The 14944-nt window shown below is 60.6% G+C and carries 17 protein-coding genes and 1 tRNA gene; 3 read left to right on the top strand and 15 right to left on the bottom strand.

The window, feature by feature from the left end; translation table 11 throughout:
* Positions 1-5 precede the first annotated feature (5 nt).
* The gene (locus tag G5575_RS15895) at positions 6-467 is read left to right on the top strand and encodes a hypothetical protein (protein ID WP_164535200.1); all 462 of its coding nucleotides are present in this window, start codon (positions 6-8) and stop codon (positions 465-467) included.
* Between the two features lie 374 nt (positions 468-841).
* Here the strand turns inward: G5575_RS15895 and G5575_RS15890 are convergent, their stop codons facing one another.
* The 4 genes from G5575_RS15890 to G5575_RS15875 form a co-directional block, all read right to left on the bottom strand.
* Positions 842-1195, bottom strand: coding sequence for a hypothetical protein (locus G5575_RS15890; RefSeq protein ID WP_164535199.1), 354 nt, complete (start codon positions 1193-1195; stop codon positions 842-844).
* Positions 1179-1520 (bottom strand): hypothetical protein, encoded by a 342-nt coding sequence (locus G5575_RS15885; RefSeq protein ID WP_207633196.1) that lies wholly within the window; start codon positions 1518-1520, stop codon positions 1179-1181. Before G5575_RS15885 ends, G5575_RS15890 begins: the two co-directional genes overlap by 17 nt.
* Before the next feature lie 113 nt (positions 1521-1633).
* Positions 1634-2155, bottom strand: coding sequence for a hypothetical protein (locus G5575_RS15880; RefSeq protein WP_164535197.1), 522 nt, complete (start codon positions 2153-2155; stop codon positions 1634-1636).
* Between the two features lie 31 nt (positions 2156-2186).
* A complete protein-coding gene (locus tag G5575_RS15875) occupies positions 2187-2828 on the bottom strand; it encodes a glycoside hydrolase family 108 protein (protein WP_164535196.1) in 642 nt (213 codons plus the stop codon).
* A gap of 1038 nt (positions 2829-3866) precedes the next feature.
* On the opposite strand from G5575_RS15875, the gene G5575_RS15870 reads away from it, so the two are divergent.
* A tRNA-Cys gene (locus G5575_RS15870) sits at positions 3867-3939 on the top strand.
* Positions 3940-4126: 187 nt separating this feature from the next.
* On the opposite strand, the gene G5575_RS15865 is transcribed toward G5575_RS15870, so the two are convergent.
* The 10 genes from G5575_RS15865 to G5575_RS15820 form a co-directional block, all read right to left on the bottom strand.
* Entirely contained in the window at positions 4127-4399 is a 273-nt protein-coding gene (locus tag G5575_RS15865) for a hypothetical protein (RefSeq protein WP_164535195.1), read from the bottom strand.
* Entirely contained in the window at positions 4396-4641 is a 246-nt protein-coding gene (locus G5575_RS15860; RefSeq protein ID WP_164535194.1) for a hypothetical protein, read from the bottom strand. The genes G5575_RS15865 and G5575_RS15860 overlap by 4 nt, the downstream gene beginning before the upstream one ends.
* A gap of 160 nt (positions 4642-4801) precedes the next feature.
* Positions 4802-5689 carry a TonB-dependent receptor gene (locus G5575_RS15855; RefSeq protein WP_164535193.1) on the bottom strand — a complete coding sequence of 296 codons (888 nt, stop codon included), beginning with the start codon at positions 5687-5689 and terminating at the stop codon, positions 4802-4804.
* Positions 5690-5796: 107 nt separating this feature from the next.
* Positions 5797-6318 (bottom strand): hypothetical protein, encoded by a 522-nt coding sequence (locus G5575_RS15850; protein WP_164535192.1) that lies wholly within the window; start codon positions 6316-6318, stop codon positions 5797-5799.
* Positions 6319-6329: 11 nt separating this feature from the next.
* A complete protein-coding gene (locus G5575_RS15845) occupies positions 6330-6932 on the bottom strand; it encodes a LamG domain-containing protein (RefSeq protein WP_164535191.1) in 603 nt (200 codons plus the stop codon).
* Positions 6877-8601, bottom strand: a complete 1725-nt coding sequence (locus G5575_RS15840) for a carboxypeptidase-like regulatory domain-containing protein (RefSeq protein ID WP_164535190.1) — start codon at positions 8599-8601, stop codon at positions 6877-6879. Before G5575_RS15840 ends, G5575_RS15845 begins: the two co-directional genes overlap by 56 nt.
* A 12-nt stretch (positions 8602-8613) precedes the next feature.
* A complete protein-coding gene (locus G5575_RS20725) occupies positions 8614-10908 on the bottom strand; it encodes a hypothetical protein (protein WP_164535189.1) in 2295 nt (764 codons plus the stop codon).
* Positions 10905-11141 (bottom strand): hypothetical protein, encoded by a 237-nt coding sequence (locus G5575_RS15830; protein ID WP_164535188.1) that lies wholly within the window; start codon positions 11139-11141, stop codon positions 10905-10907. The genes G5575_RS20725 and G5575_RS15830 overlap by 4 nt, the downstream gene beginning before the upstream one ends.
* Positions 11138-11944 carry a discoidin domain-containing protein gene (locus G5575_RS15825; RefSeq protein WP_164535187.1) on the bottom strand — a complete coding sequence of 269 codons (807 nt, stop codon included), beginning with the start codon at positions 11942-11944 and terminating at the stop codon, positions 11138-11140. Before G5575_RS15825 ends, G5575_RS15830 begins: the two co-directional genes overlap by 4 nt.
* Positions 11941-14304, bottom strand: a complete 2364-nt coding sequence (locus G5575_RS15820) for a phage tail length tape measure family protein (protein WP_164535186.1) — start codon at positions 14302-14304, stop codon at positions 11941-11943. Before G5575_RS15820 ends, G5575_RS15825 begins: the two co-directional genes overlap by 4 nt.
* Positions 14305-14377: 73 nt before the next feature.
* On the opposite strand from G5575_RS15820, the gene G5575_RS15815 reads away from it, so the two are divergent.
* Positions 14378-14680 carry a hypothetical protein gene (locus G5575_RS15815; RefSeq protein WP_164535185.1) on the top strand — a complete coding sequence of 101 codons (303 nt, stop codon included), beginning with the start codon at positions 14378-14380 and terminating at the stop codon, positions 14678-14680.
* Here the strand turns inward: G5575_RS15815 and G5575_RS22505 are convergent.
* Positions 14649-14939, bottom strand: coding sequence for a phage tail assembly chaperone (locus G5575_RS22505; protein ID WP_456236465.1), 291 nt, complete (start codon positions 14937-14939; stop codon positions 14649-14651). The genes G5575_RS15815 and G5575_RS22505 overlap by 32 nt on opposite strands.
* Positions 14940-14944: the final 5 nt, after the last annotated feature.

Here is a 14944-nt window from a genome sequence, read left to right as displayed (position 1 = left end):
GGCACATGACATTTTCCGCGAATCCGTGTGACAATGTCATTGTCAACCAAGGGCAAGGCCAAGCAATGGCAGAGGGTAAGAGCGCTATTCAAGAGACTATCGGCGAACTAGCGTCTCGCATGGGCTCAGGATTGCTCGGGAAGATCACGCCGTTTTTTATGCTCGGGTTGCTCTTCGGCGCAGCTGCCATGGGCGCGCTCCCTAGTGAATTTAAAATGCACGGCTTCTGGTTCGGCTGTGCGGCCCTTGTCGCCTATACGCTAATAGCGGGGTTCATCGTTCTTGTTCATCCCATTTTAGGAGCGCTGGAAGGAGAAGCTGCCCGAAAAGCGTTGCGCGACGCGATGACAGCCCGCAATCCAGATGTGATCCATGGAAAGATCAGCCCGGTTCCTTTAGGAAGTCCTGCGGAGGGCATCGGGGGATCTATGCCCATCCTTGAGCACTCGAAGGAGCTTGGTCAATGAAGGCCATCTACGTCGTCATCGTCAGATGGGTTAGCTCACCGATCAACCCTGCTTTGGTGGACGCGTTTATGAGCGAAGCTGGCGATTGGGTCCGAGTTACTGGCGACACTTGGCTAGTCGTTTCAGATCGTGGCCCATCCTTTATCAGGGACTTGTTTATCAAGCATCTGAGCGTGGAAGATCACTCTATGGTTTTGCCGATCAACCCTTACGCTCCCGCAGATGGATGGATGCCGCCTTGGGTATGGCAGTGGTTGAAAGACCAAGCCTCGATCCTCCATCTACCTAACGCACCTGCCCTTTCGCCGAGGCCAGCTCTTCCGCCAATACCTCCCCAGGCAACCGGCTATAGGAAGCAGGCGGGTTGGTGGCACTTACTTCATATTTGCTGCCACATGAACCAGCTGGTCTCGCAGCTTCTCGATGCCGCCCTCGAGGTCGTGGATCTTGTCGCTCTGCCGATCGACCGCAGCGGTGTGAGCACGGAAAACGGCCATTGCTTCCGTGATGGTGACCGATAGTCCGGCAACCTCTCCTGCTGCTGCATTGAGAGCGGTAGGGTCTACGATGACGGCTGCCACAGCTGCCTGCCCATCCTTCACCGATGGAGCCGCGTTCTGCCCCTGCCACAATCCCAAGTAGCGAACACCGAAGATAAGCGCCAGCACTACGGCAAAGACGACGAGCGCCAAGGGCTGGCCGGCCAGCGTATCAAGAAGCTTTTCCATTCCGCGTTTCCCCTTGGTCGTGCGCAGCGCGGTGAATGTTGACCAGCTCGCCGATGCCGAAGAGCGGATAGATGGCTAGCCAGGTGCTGACGACGCCAGAGGTGGCAAAGCCGTAGACGATTCCGAACCAAATCATGCAACCGATGCCGGCAGACACCTGGCGGATCATTGGCGTAACGTGTTTGCGGGCGCCGTTCACGATGAGGCCGCCGATCCGAGCAACGCCGAGGATCACCATCAGCCAGCCCAAGCGCGCCTCTGATTCCTGAAAGATGCCGCGGAAACCTGCCCATGCTGGTTGTTCGAAGAGGCCCGGCGTCATCACCAGGACGACGCCGAATAGGGCTGTGTGGAAGGCCATGAACCATTCCATCATGCGAGGGCCGAACCGATGCTGGATCTGAATCCAGAGGCCAGGCCCGGCGTGCGGGACTTGGCTCATGGCTGCGGCGCCCGGCCGATCAAAACGTCGCCATTCGGCATGACCGTGCCGGGAGGGACCGGAAGCTTCGGCGTCAGCAACTGATCGAGCGTCGCGCGGCCAACGTCGGTAGCAGCGTCGATTCCAAACTTCACCAGAGCATCAGGCACGGACTGTTCGACGTAGCCGCGGGCAGCCGCCAGGAGCCGATCAGTAGGCTGGCCTTGCACCCACCCCATCCGCTGTATGGCGAAAAGAATGCCGTTCAGCAGCGCGGATTGAAGCGCAGCGCGATGCTGGGCCTCAACATCAATCCCCGTCTTCTGCTTGAGGAAGGCCAGGCCGATTCCGACCAGCGTGGTGACGACCAGGCCGAAGATCGGCACCAGAGCAACAATCAGCTCGGACAGAAAGCTCGGCTGCGTAACGACGACAGGATCTGTCGCTACGGCCTGGGCGAAGGCCGCCGCCGGATAGATGGCAAGCACGGCAACGAACATGAGGGCAGCAAACATCGCCGCCTGCTTAAGCAGTCGCATGGGTAGTCTCCGTTGATGTGAGGGGTTTGCGCTAGAGCGCGGCTTCAAGCGCGTCGAGTTCGGCGCGGATGATCTGGATATGCTGGCGGACCCTGATGTCGGACTTGACGGGCTTGGGTTCCGGTGCGGGAGTGCCGACAGCAGGTTGGTCGGCCATCTTCATGGCCAGCACTCGGACACCATCGACGCGCTTTTTCCAGCCGCGACCGAACACAGGGTAAGTCGACAAGCGCTCGAGGAATGCCAGGCGCTGCGAGCACAGGTCAACGATCAGCGTCTTCACCGGCAGCTTTGCGGTCGCAGCAAGGGTGATTGGGCCGACTTCCCCATCGGGCGCGACGCCGACAATGGTTTGCAGCGTAATGGCAGCGCGTGCGGACCCGCTGTTTACGGCGTAGTCGAAGAGCGCATAGTCGAGGCCCGCCGGCAGGTCATCGCCACGCACATCGTCCCAATAGCGGTCTTTGTAGATGGCGGCCGCCTCGTCACGGCTGAGCGCCTTAACAGCGGACTTGGGCAGCGAGGTCCAGGGCGAAATATTGCGCCAGCGTGCCAGCGTCTTGCGCGTGATACCTAGATTGGTCGCACCGCCCGGATCGGACGGATGGTCGACATACCCACCCTCATGGGCGAGCACCGCCGGCAACGCCGCGGCGAAGTTCTTCTCGGCCATAACGGCCTCCTGTTGATAATCTGAGTCTATCGCCCGCCTGGCAGCGTTGTTCTCTCACCTGCGGGGGCGCATCTCCGTGGGTGAGACTTGCCCCGGCCATGAGCCGGGGTCTTTTCGCGAGAGCCTGGAACTTAGTTGGGCGCCCGGCTGTTCAATCGCCTGTCAGCAACGGTGCCCTCAGAGCATGCTGGCACTCTCCAAGGATAAGGCCTCAGCTCCTCCCCAGCAGCTGGGGCTTTTTCTTAAACGTGCCTACCTGTCAGCACCAAACAAGTAACGGCTACGCAGCTACTTGTTATATCGTGTCCCGAACAGTATCGATAAAGCGGCGCTGAGGTCGCCTTGGGGGATAATCATGAAAACTACTGTTACGGGGTTAGCGCTCGCTATCCTCGCCGTGAGCGTTACCAGCGCATCGGCATTGGATCGTCGGGTCCAGATCAACAACCTGAGTTCTCACGATCAGGGAGTTCTATGCGTCGAATACCGGCACAAACGACTGGGAGGAGGACATCCTTGGCTCGAGCGTTCTGCCTTCTGGGCAGAGCATCGTGATCAACATCGACGACGGAACTGGCTACTGCAGATATGACTTCCTAGCCGTTTTTGAGGATGGCGACCGTGTCACTGCAGCCAACCAGAACGTCTGTGAACTGTCCCAATTTTCCTTTCGGGACTGATCCTAGAAAGCGCATAGCCAACGTTATAGCGCGATTATCATAAGTTAAGTTCTGCTACGCTATTCATCGCGGTGGCGGGTATGGGCGGCGCTGAACGCTTATACCCGCCCCTCTCGGTGGATACCTCTCGGTCTCTGGCATGCTAGTCGAAATTAGCCACCGTGTTCGGCGCTTTGAGCCAGCTGTTAAGCCCATATTCAGTTTGATCCGGCATGTTTGTACCGCGCGAAATGTACCGTGTGCGCGCATCGTAGTCAGAAGCCTCAGCCGTCCAGGGCTGGGGCTTTTTGGTATGCGTTAACCAGATGCTAAAATCGGCGTTGCCGGCGCGAAACTAAAATCGGTTTAGTGAGTACGTGGACTGGTGGCGGAAGTTAACGCACGGGATTGCAACTCCTGGTTTCCTGGTTCAAGTCCAGGCCAGCCCTCCACCCCGCAGTTATGACCATCACCGGCAGCTTCCGCGTTGATATTACCCATGGAAGGCACCTGTTGATGTTGGATTGCGTGCGCCTTCGGCCCGTGCCTCAATGGCTCAGCTTGGGAGGGCTCACGTGGAAATAGAAATCGACTGGGACGCTCAGCAGCGCCTGCGAAACCAGATCGTTTGGCTTGTCGTCAAAAGAACCGGCGGCGCCGAAGCACCAGCTGGGGAAGCCACGAGATCGGCTGGACCCGGCACTTCAGATAGAGGCCGAGTTTTCCGACTTCAGCCGTTGGCTGGCCGATAACCGCCATTTCGGCCTGGTCATCAGCGATAAGACCCTGGTCGGTCGCATAGCTGACGCCGACCCTCAAAAGGCCGCGGTGAAATTTGACGCTCACCACCTTCATGACCTCGCGGTCCATCTGGAAATGATATTTCGGCTGTAGCGCGGCCGCACGCATCACTGCTGTTGCTCGCGCAACGATTTACCAATGCTCGCCAGGATGCCGAGTACAAGCGAGAAGCCGATCATGAGCACAGCCTCATTGATTGCGCTACCGCTCGATGAATTGAGGTATCGCTCTGCCATCCAGGCTCGCTCTGCCGCATCGGGGCGCCAGGCAATGAAAAGCGCCAGACCCAGCTGCGCACTACCAAGAAGGAACGTCAGCCAGGCGACGAGATTACCGACTGCGACAAAGAACATAGACTTGCCCCCACAAGCATTGCAGGGACGAGAGTGCACTGGCCGGCTATTTTCGTCCAGAAGTGTGTTTCGCTCGAAGGTGAACGGCAGCACCGAGAGCTGCAGAAGCGCAGGCCGCAAGAAAAAGGCGGCTCCGAAGAACCGCCTTTACATTCAACCTTCAACCTCGTGAGTCGATACATTCCCCGTTTACTTCAAAGTAAGGGGGAAGGCACGGCTCTTCCGCCGGCGGCTCAATCACTTCCGGTGGCGCACCTTCGAAAATCTGTCCGGCTGTAGAACCGATAAGCCCAAGAGCCCGGTTCTGAGGATCGTCCTGACGGTGACGTTCGATAAGGGTGCGATCGGATGGAGCGCCGAAATAGCCGCGAAGGCCGATGGTCGCCGTGATGTTGTCGTCTTCAGCAAAGCTTACCTGGCCGGTCACCGAGAACGGCAGGGTGTCGAACTGGTATTCGGTCGAGAGATTGAGGGACGCCTCTTCGAGAATGTAGGAACCGCCGATCGCCAGACGCCAGTTATCATTGGCGTACCAGGCGACATCGCCGATGAAGAAACCGCCGTCCAGATCATCGATGGCGAAATCATCATTATAGTCGAGGCGGGCATAACCAGCCCAGGCTTCGAGCGAGATGCGATCGAGATAGAGCTCGCCTTCGGCGCCGACAGCGCTGAGAGTATTGCCGTTGTCGGTACGAACCACACCGGCGGTGATGCCGATAAGGTAGGACGAAGGATCACGCATAAAGGCGTGGATCGCGCCACCGACTGCGGTGTCGTCATCGCTCATTGAAGCCGCAGCATCGAGCTGGACACCGAAGCTGTGACCCACAGGAATGGACACGGTACCGCCGATAGCGCCGACAAAGCTGTCGTCGCCATCAAGATTGCGGAAGCCGCCGAGAACTTCAGCCTTGCCGTTGATGCCGCTCACGGCGGGAAGATCGTAGCCCATCACCTCTTCTGGTGCTGGCAGATATAGATCGGCTGCAGCAGCTGGGACGATCGCAGCGCTGAGCGCGGCCATCGAAATAAGAAACTTGCGCATGTGAGACCCCTCAAAGATGGCGTGTCATGCGCTTCGCCCGTTGGATTAACAAGGGTTAAGCGTGGCAACGGAAGAGGGGCAGCCTAGATGTTGCCATTTTGCGCCACTCAGCTTGGCGCCAATAGCTCGTCCGCCCTCTCAATGTTCGGAGCCTCTCCATCCACCGACAGCGCCATCGCCACAGTCCAATGCAGCACGGCAAAGAGCGGATCATCGGAGACGAAATATTCGACGGCGTAGAACATCTGGCGCAGCTTGGCATTCCCATGCCCGTTCAGCACAGCCTCCAGCTTGCCGACCTCGTCTATCCCTGCTTCCGGATCAAAATCCATTCGACTGATGAAGGTGGAGCGGTAGACCTGGTAGGGCTCCATGACGATCGGCGCATCGTCGAGTGTCAGCACCTCTCGCGGCCGGCCGTTGTGATCTTCGAGCGACCGCGCCGTCACGACCTTCCCGGCCGGGAGCTCGCCTTGCTCGACCCGGTAGAGCCCGAAGGTGCGCAGCCGCTGCCAGCTATAGGTGTCGCCGGCATTGCGCGGCAGCTCCCAAGCGCCTTCGCCATTCAGCGGCCGCGGCTCGCCCTGCCATTCGATCCAGGAAACGTCGTCCCCTTTATATGCAAGCATGCTCTGGCCTCCTATCGGGTAGCAATGCCAGCCGTGCCGCTGGCGAGTTTGGCGATTTCATCGGCCGTCAGAACCCGGCTCCAAAGGCTGATGTCATCGAGAAGACCGCTCCAGAACGTGGTGGTATTGTTCGCGCCGATATAGGCCGTCCCAGAAGGCGTGGTGATCGTGCCTACGGAGACCGAACCGGAAGCGACGCCGTTCACGTACAGCGTTAGGTTAGCGCCGCTGTTGCCGTTCTTTACAAAGACGATATGGTACCAAGTGTTGAAGGCCAGAACCGGCGTGAAGGTGTAGTCGGCGATATTGTCTTCGGTGAAGCGAAGTCGGCCGTCTGACAAGATGGCGAAGCGGGAACGACCACTCTGCGTTCCGTTGAGGAATAGCGTTCCAGTGGCTGCAAAGTTGATCCATGCAGCCAAGCTGAAATTGGTCGCCATGGCCGACTGGATCGGAACCGCTATCTTGCTCGACGATCCGTTGAAGCTGGCCGCACCCCTGATCTTGCCGGGCACAAACGAGACGCTGGTCGGCGTGCCTGGAAAAGTGCCATAGGCGTCAGACGCGTCTGCGTCGAGCGGATAATAGGCCAGCAGACCAACTGGCGAGATCACCGGCTTCCCGCGCTTTCGCCGCTGACGAAACCATCCCGGCAGCGTCACGCGCCTGTCTCCGCAACGGTGTGGACCCTGACCTTGCCGCCACGAACGACCCCGAAACGAGGTATACGGGCCACAGCGGCGATATGGGCACACCGCCAACCTCCGTGAAGTCGAAAGCTGCCGTGTCATAGGTGTGGGCAAAGTTGCCGGTGAAGACGATCGTCAGCGGCAGGCCGTTTTTGAGATTGCTTGCAGTGATGGTCCGCGCGGCCGTCGCAGTCGCTGTCTGGTTCACGCCAGCAGCCTGATCGAACGTCATTGTTGAAGCATCAGCCGGGCCCGCCACCCATGCCATTGCCGCCTGGGCGACGTCGGGCGCTATGGCGCGATCAGCTAGGCCGCTTCGAACCTCTCCGGCGGTCGCCTGCTCGATGATACCCGCAGCCGTAGTCGAACTTAGCAACAGGAGCGCCATCAGAGCGCCCTGGTTCGCCAGCGTCAGAAGCGCACGACCATAGGTCGTGGTGGTCAGCGCCGCGATCGCCGTGAGGTCGGCATCTGCAGGCTGCAGATCGGCAATGGCGACCCCGCCCTGAGCCAACAGCTTACCGGACGTACCGTCGAACACAGCAATGCGTCCGCCGACTGACGAAACCGGGCCTTTGACGTCGCCGTCGCCAGAGCCGGCGTTGCCGGTGCGGGTGAACTGGAAGCTGACGGGCTGGCCATTGCCGAATGCTGTCGCGCCAGAATGACCGGTGACGCCGACCTTGAAGTATCCCGACGCGGCCACGGCCGAGACGACGGCGAAAATGGCCTGCGCGTTATCGGACACCCGCGTCAGGGTGAGTTCGCCCTTGATCGGGCTCGTGCTGTCGTCGAGACGGTCGAGAAAGTTGATCAGCGACGAGCCGGCGCGGTTGACATTGTCGACATAGAGGAAGGCGGCCGCGGAGAGATCGGCGTTGCTGGCTTTGACAATGCCGTCAGTCGGATCGCTGTCGGCGGTGTTCGTCGACCAGGTAAGCAGGATACCAGGATCGCGGCCATCCGCACCGGCCGCACCCGGCGCACCGGTATTGCCGCGCGGCAAGGTGAGGTTGAGCTTTCCGCCTTGCGCCGTCGGCGTGATGCTGAAACTGGCATCGCTGCCTGCCGGTCCCGTCGTCGTGGTGCCGGCTTCGAACGCATAGATCGGGCCCGTCATATAGGCGGGGTCGGTCCAGTCGCCCGACGTCGCCGACTTCTTGGCAAAGATCGCCGAGCGCCCGGCATTGGCGGCGCCAAAGCTGTTGCCGACGTCGGCCACGAACACGGCAAACAAGGCGCCCTCGCCGTTATAGGCTGCCCGGTCTGACATGGTGCTGACCATGACGTCATACCGGGCGCCGTTGATGGCATCCTCGATGTCAAGTTGGCTGGCAGTGCCAATGCCAACATAGCGCCAGACTTGCTCGAAGGCTCCGACCGACGCTTTGACACGATAGGCGCCGCCAGCGACATGGAACCAGACTGTGGCATCGGCGGCCGTGAAGGGATTGCCCAGAGCCGCCGTACCATTCGGATCCGAGAACAGCGCCACAAGTGCATTGTCGCTTTCCCGCCGCACCTCGACCTGTGCTCCAGCCACGGCGTTGCCGTTGCCGTCCTGCACGAGGCCGGTCCATCTTGCTAAAGGCATTGCTGTTTCCTGCTAGTTGATCAGTCGACCGCGAAGGGTGTTGGTCGGCCCAGTCTTGGTCGAATACGAATTGCCGTCGATGGCAGCACCCGCGACGCCGCCATTGCCACCGTTCGTATTGGGATTAGTACCGGTGCCGCCTCGGTCGCCCGCATTACCCGGATTACCACCGCTTCGACCTCCGCCAGCCTCACCGGAAGCATTGCCACCATTACCGCCACCAGTCGGGGAACCACCACGCCCTGGATTGGCACCTCCGCCACCGGAACCACCGTCCACACCAGCGCCGCCACCGCCGCCGCCGCCACGACCACCACCACCGATCGTACTGGAGGGGCCACCTGCACCGCCGCCGCCACCGCCGCCGCCGCCCCAGAGCGACGCGCCCTCGAAGAGCTCCAGAGTAAACGGATGACGAGCATAGAGTGCCGTTCCGCCCCCGCCACCGGCTCCGCCGCTGTTGCCTGCACTACCGCCATTACCGCCTGCACCGCCTTTGCCTCGAACCCCACCACGCAATCGAATGGCAGGGACAAAGCCAGCCGGCCAGGCGCCGAGATTGATGGCGGGCAGCGAGGTGGAATGCGATCCGATGATCACGCCGCTGTTGATGACAAAGGTGACGGTGTCGCCCGCGAGAAGCGGCGGAAACAAGCCGTCGTGGATTGTCCGAAAATTGAGGTTGAACGCGTTGCCGTCGATGACGATGACGCGGTTGTTGAGGTCGAGTTCTTCGAGGTCGATGAAGCGGGCCTCTTCGCAGTCGAGGCGTTGCCAGGCTTCCTCAGCTTGCAGGCTGACAACCTGGATGGGTACGCTTTCCCGCTCACCGGTCGGCAGCTGCAGCGGCCAGGCACTCAGGCGATAGCCGCCGCCAAAAGCCACCGGCGCATTGCGGAAGACGTCGAAGCTGAACTGCCTGGGCGCGCGGCTGTAACGGCCGACCTGGATCAGGTTGAGACGCGCGGCAATGGTGCGCCCAAAGGCCGGAATCCAGCGGGAGTAGATGCGCTTGATGCGCGGCTGATCTTCGACGTCGAAGTCGGTGGCGTCGAACGCTTCGATGGACCGATAATTCTTGGCGTCTGTGACGTTCTCAAGCGGATTGATCAGCCCGTAATAGGTCACGCAGTTGGTAATGCGTTTTTCAGGCTTGTCCTTGATGCGCAACGACCCCTGCCCGATATTTTCCTCGCTCCAGAGCCCCGCGTCGGTCGAAATCGAGCGCAGCACCTGTAGCTTTATGCGCTGTTCGATATCGTCGGGTATGAGCGCCAGTGCCGCCTGCTCGACCAGTTCAGCAGCAAGATCACGAACCGGCGTCGGCTCGGCAATCAGCGCCGTGTAGACGCGGCGCAGATAGGCATTGGTCTCTTCCCGCCAGTCGTCGAGCGGGATCTGCGATGCAGGGATGCCGGCATAATCCTGGAACAGGGTCGCGAGGATGTCCGCCACATTGACGCCCAGAAAGTTCAGGCACAGCTGCGCCCGGTCCTGGGCACGATGCGCCTTGGCCGTGGTCTCGAACTGGGCCCGGACGATGGTAACCGCGTCATTGCTGCGGGTGAAGGAGACGATCTCCTTGCCACCCAGAGCCAGATAGCCGCTGGCCGGATATTCCTTGTTGCCAATACCGCTTGGCCCAAGGGTGAACGACGTTGCCGACGTGCTGATGTCGGCGAGCAGATAGCCGTTGCTGGCCTTCGGCGCCAAAGCCCGATCGCCATCGGCAAGTTTCAGCACATCCTTGCCGACGATCGTCGCCCTGCCATCTTCGGCCGTGTCCAGGCCGTCGATCATCAGGTGCCGCGTTTCCATCTCCTCGAGGCCCTGCCCCACCACGCCGCGGATCAAGCGAATGGCGCGGCCATTGAGGATGGGATGCCGAGCGCGCAGCTTGCCCCAGAACGAACCGACCTTGGCCGGGTCATAGGGTCGCTCGGCACGATACTTGTCAAAGCCGCTGCCGGTGTCGCCGTAAGGATGGTCGCGAAAGGTGACCGACAGCTTGGCGCGGGCGCCCAGGCTCTTCTCGCCCAGCGACAGCCGGGCCGGGTCATAGTTCACCGACACGATGGACGGGATCGCGTCGATGCCGCTTTCGCCCAGATAGGCCGCGTCCTTGGCGAACCGCAGCGTCACAATGCCTTCCGAAAAGACGCTGCGCTTGGCACAGGTGGCAAAGGTGTTGAAGCACTTGACCGGGCTGTCGACGCCCAGCTGCGCCGTGCAGGCCCCTTCCCCATAGCGCAGCGCGCAATAGGGAATGTCGATCTCGACAAAGGTCAGGGAACGATCAGTCTTCACCGCGCGCCGCCCTTTGGATCAATCCCGTCAGCCAGTCGCTCTATGGGGCTGCAAACATCATTGCGGCTGTAGCGGTGACCCGGGTTGAGCGTGATGTTGATCTGGCTTCGGCGCTCAGCGTCTGCCTTGACCATTTTCATTCCCTTACGGATGCGTTCAACGGCTACGCCAAAGCAGAAAGCCATTGCCCCGACCCAGAGGACGGTAAGCCAGGTTGGTTCCATGATGATCACCAGGTGATGCCGCCGATATCCAGCGAAACGTCGAAGAACAGGCTGCCCATGCTGGGGCGAGGATCGGCATTGAGCCAGGCGAACCCTACATCCTGCGGACGATCCTGCGGCAGCCAAGCAAAGAAGAACGGCCCGGTCGTGCCGCGAGCGATGAAAGGCTCCATGGCCTCATAGTACCAGCCGATCGGCAGCATATCGAACGACGCGGTCGTTTGCGCACTCTGGCCGGTTATGATGCGACCCAGGAAGTTGCCGGCTTCCGAGCGGCCGTTGGCGAGCTGCGTTTCATGCGCCTGGTCGAGCGGCACGTGTCCCGCCGAGATCCCGTGCGGCAAGACGAGCAGCTTGCCGGCATAGATCACCGCGGCCGATGGCGGCGTGTTGCCGCCGTTGATGTGAATTCGGAACCGGTTGGCCACGATCGGCGCGAACCGAAACAGCACCGGACTATTGTCGGGCAGCATGTTTGGCGCGATGACCTCGACCCACTGAGCGCCCGAATTTTGCGCGATCTCCGCCTCGATCGATATTGTATGGTTCGAGCCGAAGTTGTGCCGCGCAATGCCAATGGCATCGACCTCTTCTCCGGCGCTGTCGACCTCGATCGTCACGAGCCCCGCCGCTGCAGCCCGCCACCTTTCGATGGTGGAGTCGGTCGCAAGATTGGTGGCAGGGTAATCCTCGTGCTCGGAGCTGGCGGTGATCGTGTCGCGCGTAACCACCGACTCCCAGAGGATCACCGGTGCCTCGAGGCTGACGGAGGTTGACGGCTCAAGCAGCAAGCCGCGCGAGAGAACGATCATGAGTTCACCGCCAGCTTGAACTTGCCCTGGTCGACGCCATCGTTGATGCCATCGGTCAGCTGCTCGATGAGGTCGCGAACGTCCTCTCGACTGTAGCGACCAGAACCGGCCAGGGTGAGGTTGATCTGCGTCGCGCGCTGCGCAGCGGGAGCGGCCTGCGCCGCGCTCCCGGCTGTTGCACCGCCACTCGGACGCGAGACGCTGCCACTGCCCTTCTGGGCAGACATGATGGTGGCAATTTGGGCAGCACCTGTGGCGGCAGCCACGCCAGCGGCAGCAAAGCCCCAGGGTGTCGGTCCATAGGTCGCCATAGCCTTCATTACCGCCTCGGCAGTGCTCACCACGGCGTTGGCGACAGCAAAAGCCTTGTTGTCTTTGAACATGGACGCCAGGGCGCCGGTCATGCCGCTGGCGAGCCCAAGCACGGCCGATGCTGCACCGGAGTTGGCCCGGAAAGCAGCCGCGCCATATTGCTCCCAAGAAATCGCACCCGTCGCTAATGCCGCGTCGAGATTGGCGATGTTGGCGATGGCTTCATCCCACGGCGTCGGATCGCCCATCGCAAACTGCACGCCGGCAAGCGAAGCTTCCGCCTGGGCATACTGTTCTGACAGAAGCGCGATCTCCTCGCGCTGTGCAGGCGACAAAGCGATATTGTCATTCGCTGCCTGGTTGAGCAGTTCCTGCTCATGGCGGAGCGCTGCCGCCGCTTGCCCCGTCATACTCATCGTCTCGGCCTGCAGGCGAAGCTGGTCGATCGACTGCTGTGTGCTCTCGACCATGCCAGCAAAATGTTGGCGACCACCGCCACTGCCGCCGCCACGAGCTGCTTTGCTGGCAAGTTTAGCCGCCTCATCGCGACGATCGCGCTCATCGAGCGCAGCGATCGTGTCGGCGTATTGATTTCGAGCCGCTTGCCGAAGGATTTCGTCGGGCGCTTTGCCCAAAGCTTCGTTCAGCGAATCCCGAGCCTGTTCTCGCACCGAACGAAGCTCGGGCATCATGCGCTTCAAGTCCTCGATCGCGCTAATGGCAGCGCTCGTATCCGCCTGCACACTGATCTGGATATCCATGTTGTTAAGAGTAGCCAGAGCAGACCGCGTCGCCTCCGCTTGCGCCTGCACATTGAAGAGCTCGAGCGCCAGATCGTAGAAGCGCTTGGCCATCTGCTGCACTGAAGGATCGTCGACGGTGTTGTAGAGCTCTCGGGCTGCAACCATGACCTGCTCAAGCTCCGCAGCCGTGTTCCTACTGGACAAACCGAGATCTCGAATGACTTCGATCTGCTGGGCGCCGGCGGCGATAGCAGCGGTGTTGTCGCCAACGCCCAAGCCGATATCCATTGTCTCACGGAGAAACGTCGCCATTTCGGCAATTTCATTCCGGGTGTCGCTGATGCGCTGCTGAAGAGCCTGGGCCGCAATATACTGCTCGAGCAGATTGGCAGTCAGGTCAGAGCGAACGACGCCCTCCGGCAATCGGGTCGCCGCTTCCACCGTCTTTGTGGCCGCCTCTGCCACGGCGTCATAGCCGGCTAGCAGCTCGTTCAACCAGGTCTTGTGATCCTGCAAGGTGCGGACCGACTCTTCTGACCCGGCGGAAGCGCTTGCGAACCACTGGACTGCCGCAGCCGCGAGCGCGACAAACCCGATCGTCAGCAAGCTGACCGGATTGACGATGGACATAAGACCCGCCGCCAAACCCTTGATCGGGCTTTGCATGCCGTTGAGCACTGCCGAGAGCTGAGTACCCTGCTGCAGGGCGATCATGATCGGGCTCATACCCATGGCAGCGGTAACACCGATATCCTGAAACTGCGCGGCAATATTCGCGGTGTTCAAGTTGCCGCCACCAACGTCTCGCATTGCCGCTGCACGTTGGGTGGAAATAGCCAAATTGTCATTCGCTGCTGCATGCGCCAGCGTTGCCTGTGTTGCACTCTGGTGTTGGTCGGTCACCGCTCGCAATTGCTCGGCATGGCGACGCTCCAAGGCGACGAGTGTCGACAGCGCCTGCTCTTGGGTGGCGTAACCAAGATTGACGGCGTTGGCAGCGGCAACTGAAGCCTGAGCAGCTTCTCGCTCCAGCCTTAACCGCAGGGCCGAAGTGCGATCCACCGTCGCTGACCACTTATCCCATGCCCGCTGTTCTGCAGTCTTCCTTGCGACCGACTCTGTGGTGATCGCGTTTCCGCGTTCGATTGCCGATCGTGCGGCGGCCATGCGGCGTTCGAAATCGGCGATTGCCCCGGTCGAATGCTCAGTGGCAATGCCGGCCTTTTCCATGCTGGCTTCGAAGCGATCGAGGGCAGCCAGTGCGCCATCGCCGCGAACGACGAGTTCTGTAATAGCCTGCGTCATTGACGTTTCCTTGGCTTCGCTTGTGCCTGCATGGGTCGTGAAGTAGCTTTCGCGTCTCGATCAGGAGATGCGAATGAAACTTTTTCTCGTTTTGTCTTCGGTTTTTTTGCTTGCGACACCTGTCGCCGCTCAGTCGGACAAAGGGAAATGCGCGGAATTGGCAGCGTCGATGTCTGCCCTTTCCGCGCATTACAGAACAATTTTGGAAGAGCTTACGGACGTTCCCACGGGGTCAGTGGTGAACTCTCTGGATGGCACCCAGCAGGAAGCCGCATTGGCTTGGAACGACGCACATGTGGCATTGCGGCCGGTGCTGACTGCCTATGTCGAGCGACTCGAAGACCTTACTTATTCGCTTCAGACTTGCCGACGGTAGCTAGCCAAAGGTCATCGAGCGCCGTGATGATCTTGACCTCCCAAGGCACTAGGTACAGCCCGGTCAGTCGCGCGAAAGCATCGATATCGCTCCACGTAATAGGAACGACACCGAAGCCATTGCTACCGCGGCGGGATCGAATGTCCCAATAGGCAGACCATATATAGCGCACCGGCTCTGGAAACTTCGGGAGCGCCAGCTGCTCGTAAAGCTCTTGGCGCCGTTGGTGTGTCCGGGCGCGGCTGAGAAGGCCCTGCAGGTTGT

It is taken from the genome of Devosia aurantiaca (assembly GCF_011058215.1).
Taxonomy (GTDB): domain Bacteria; phylum Pseudomonadota; class Alphaproteobacteria; order Rhizobiales; family Devosiaceae; genus Devosia; species Devosia aurantiaca.
The sequence above is the reverse complement of the archived record's forward strand: the minus strand, read 5'-3'. Positions and strand labels throughout refer to the sequence as shown.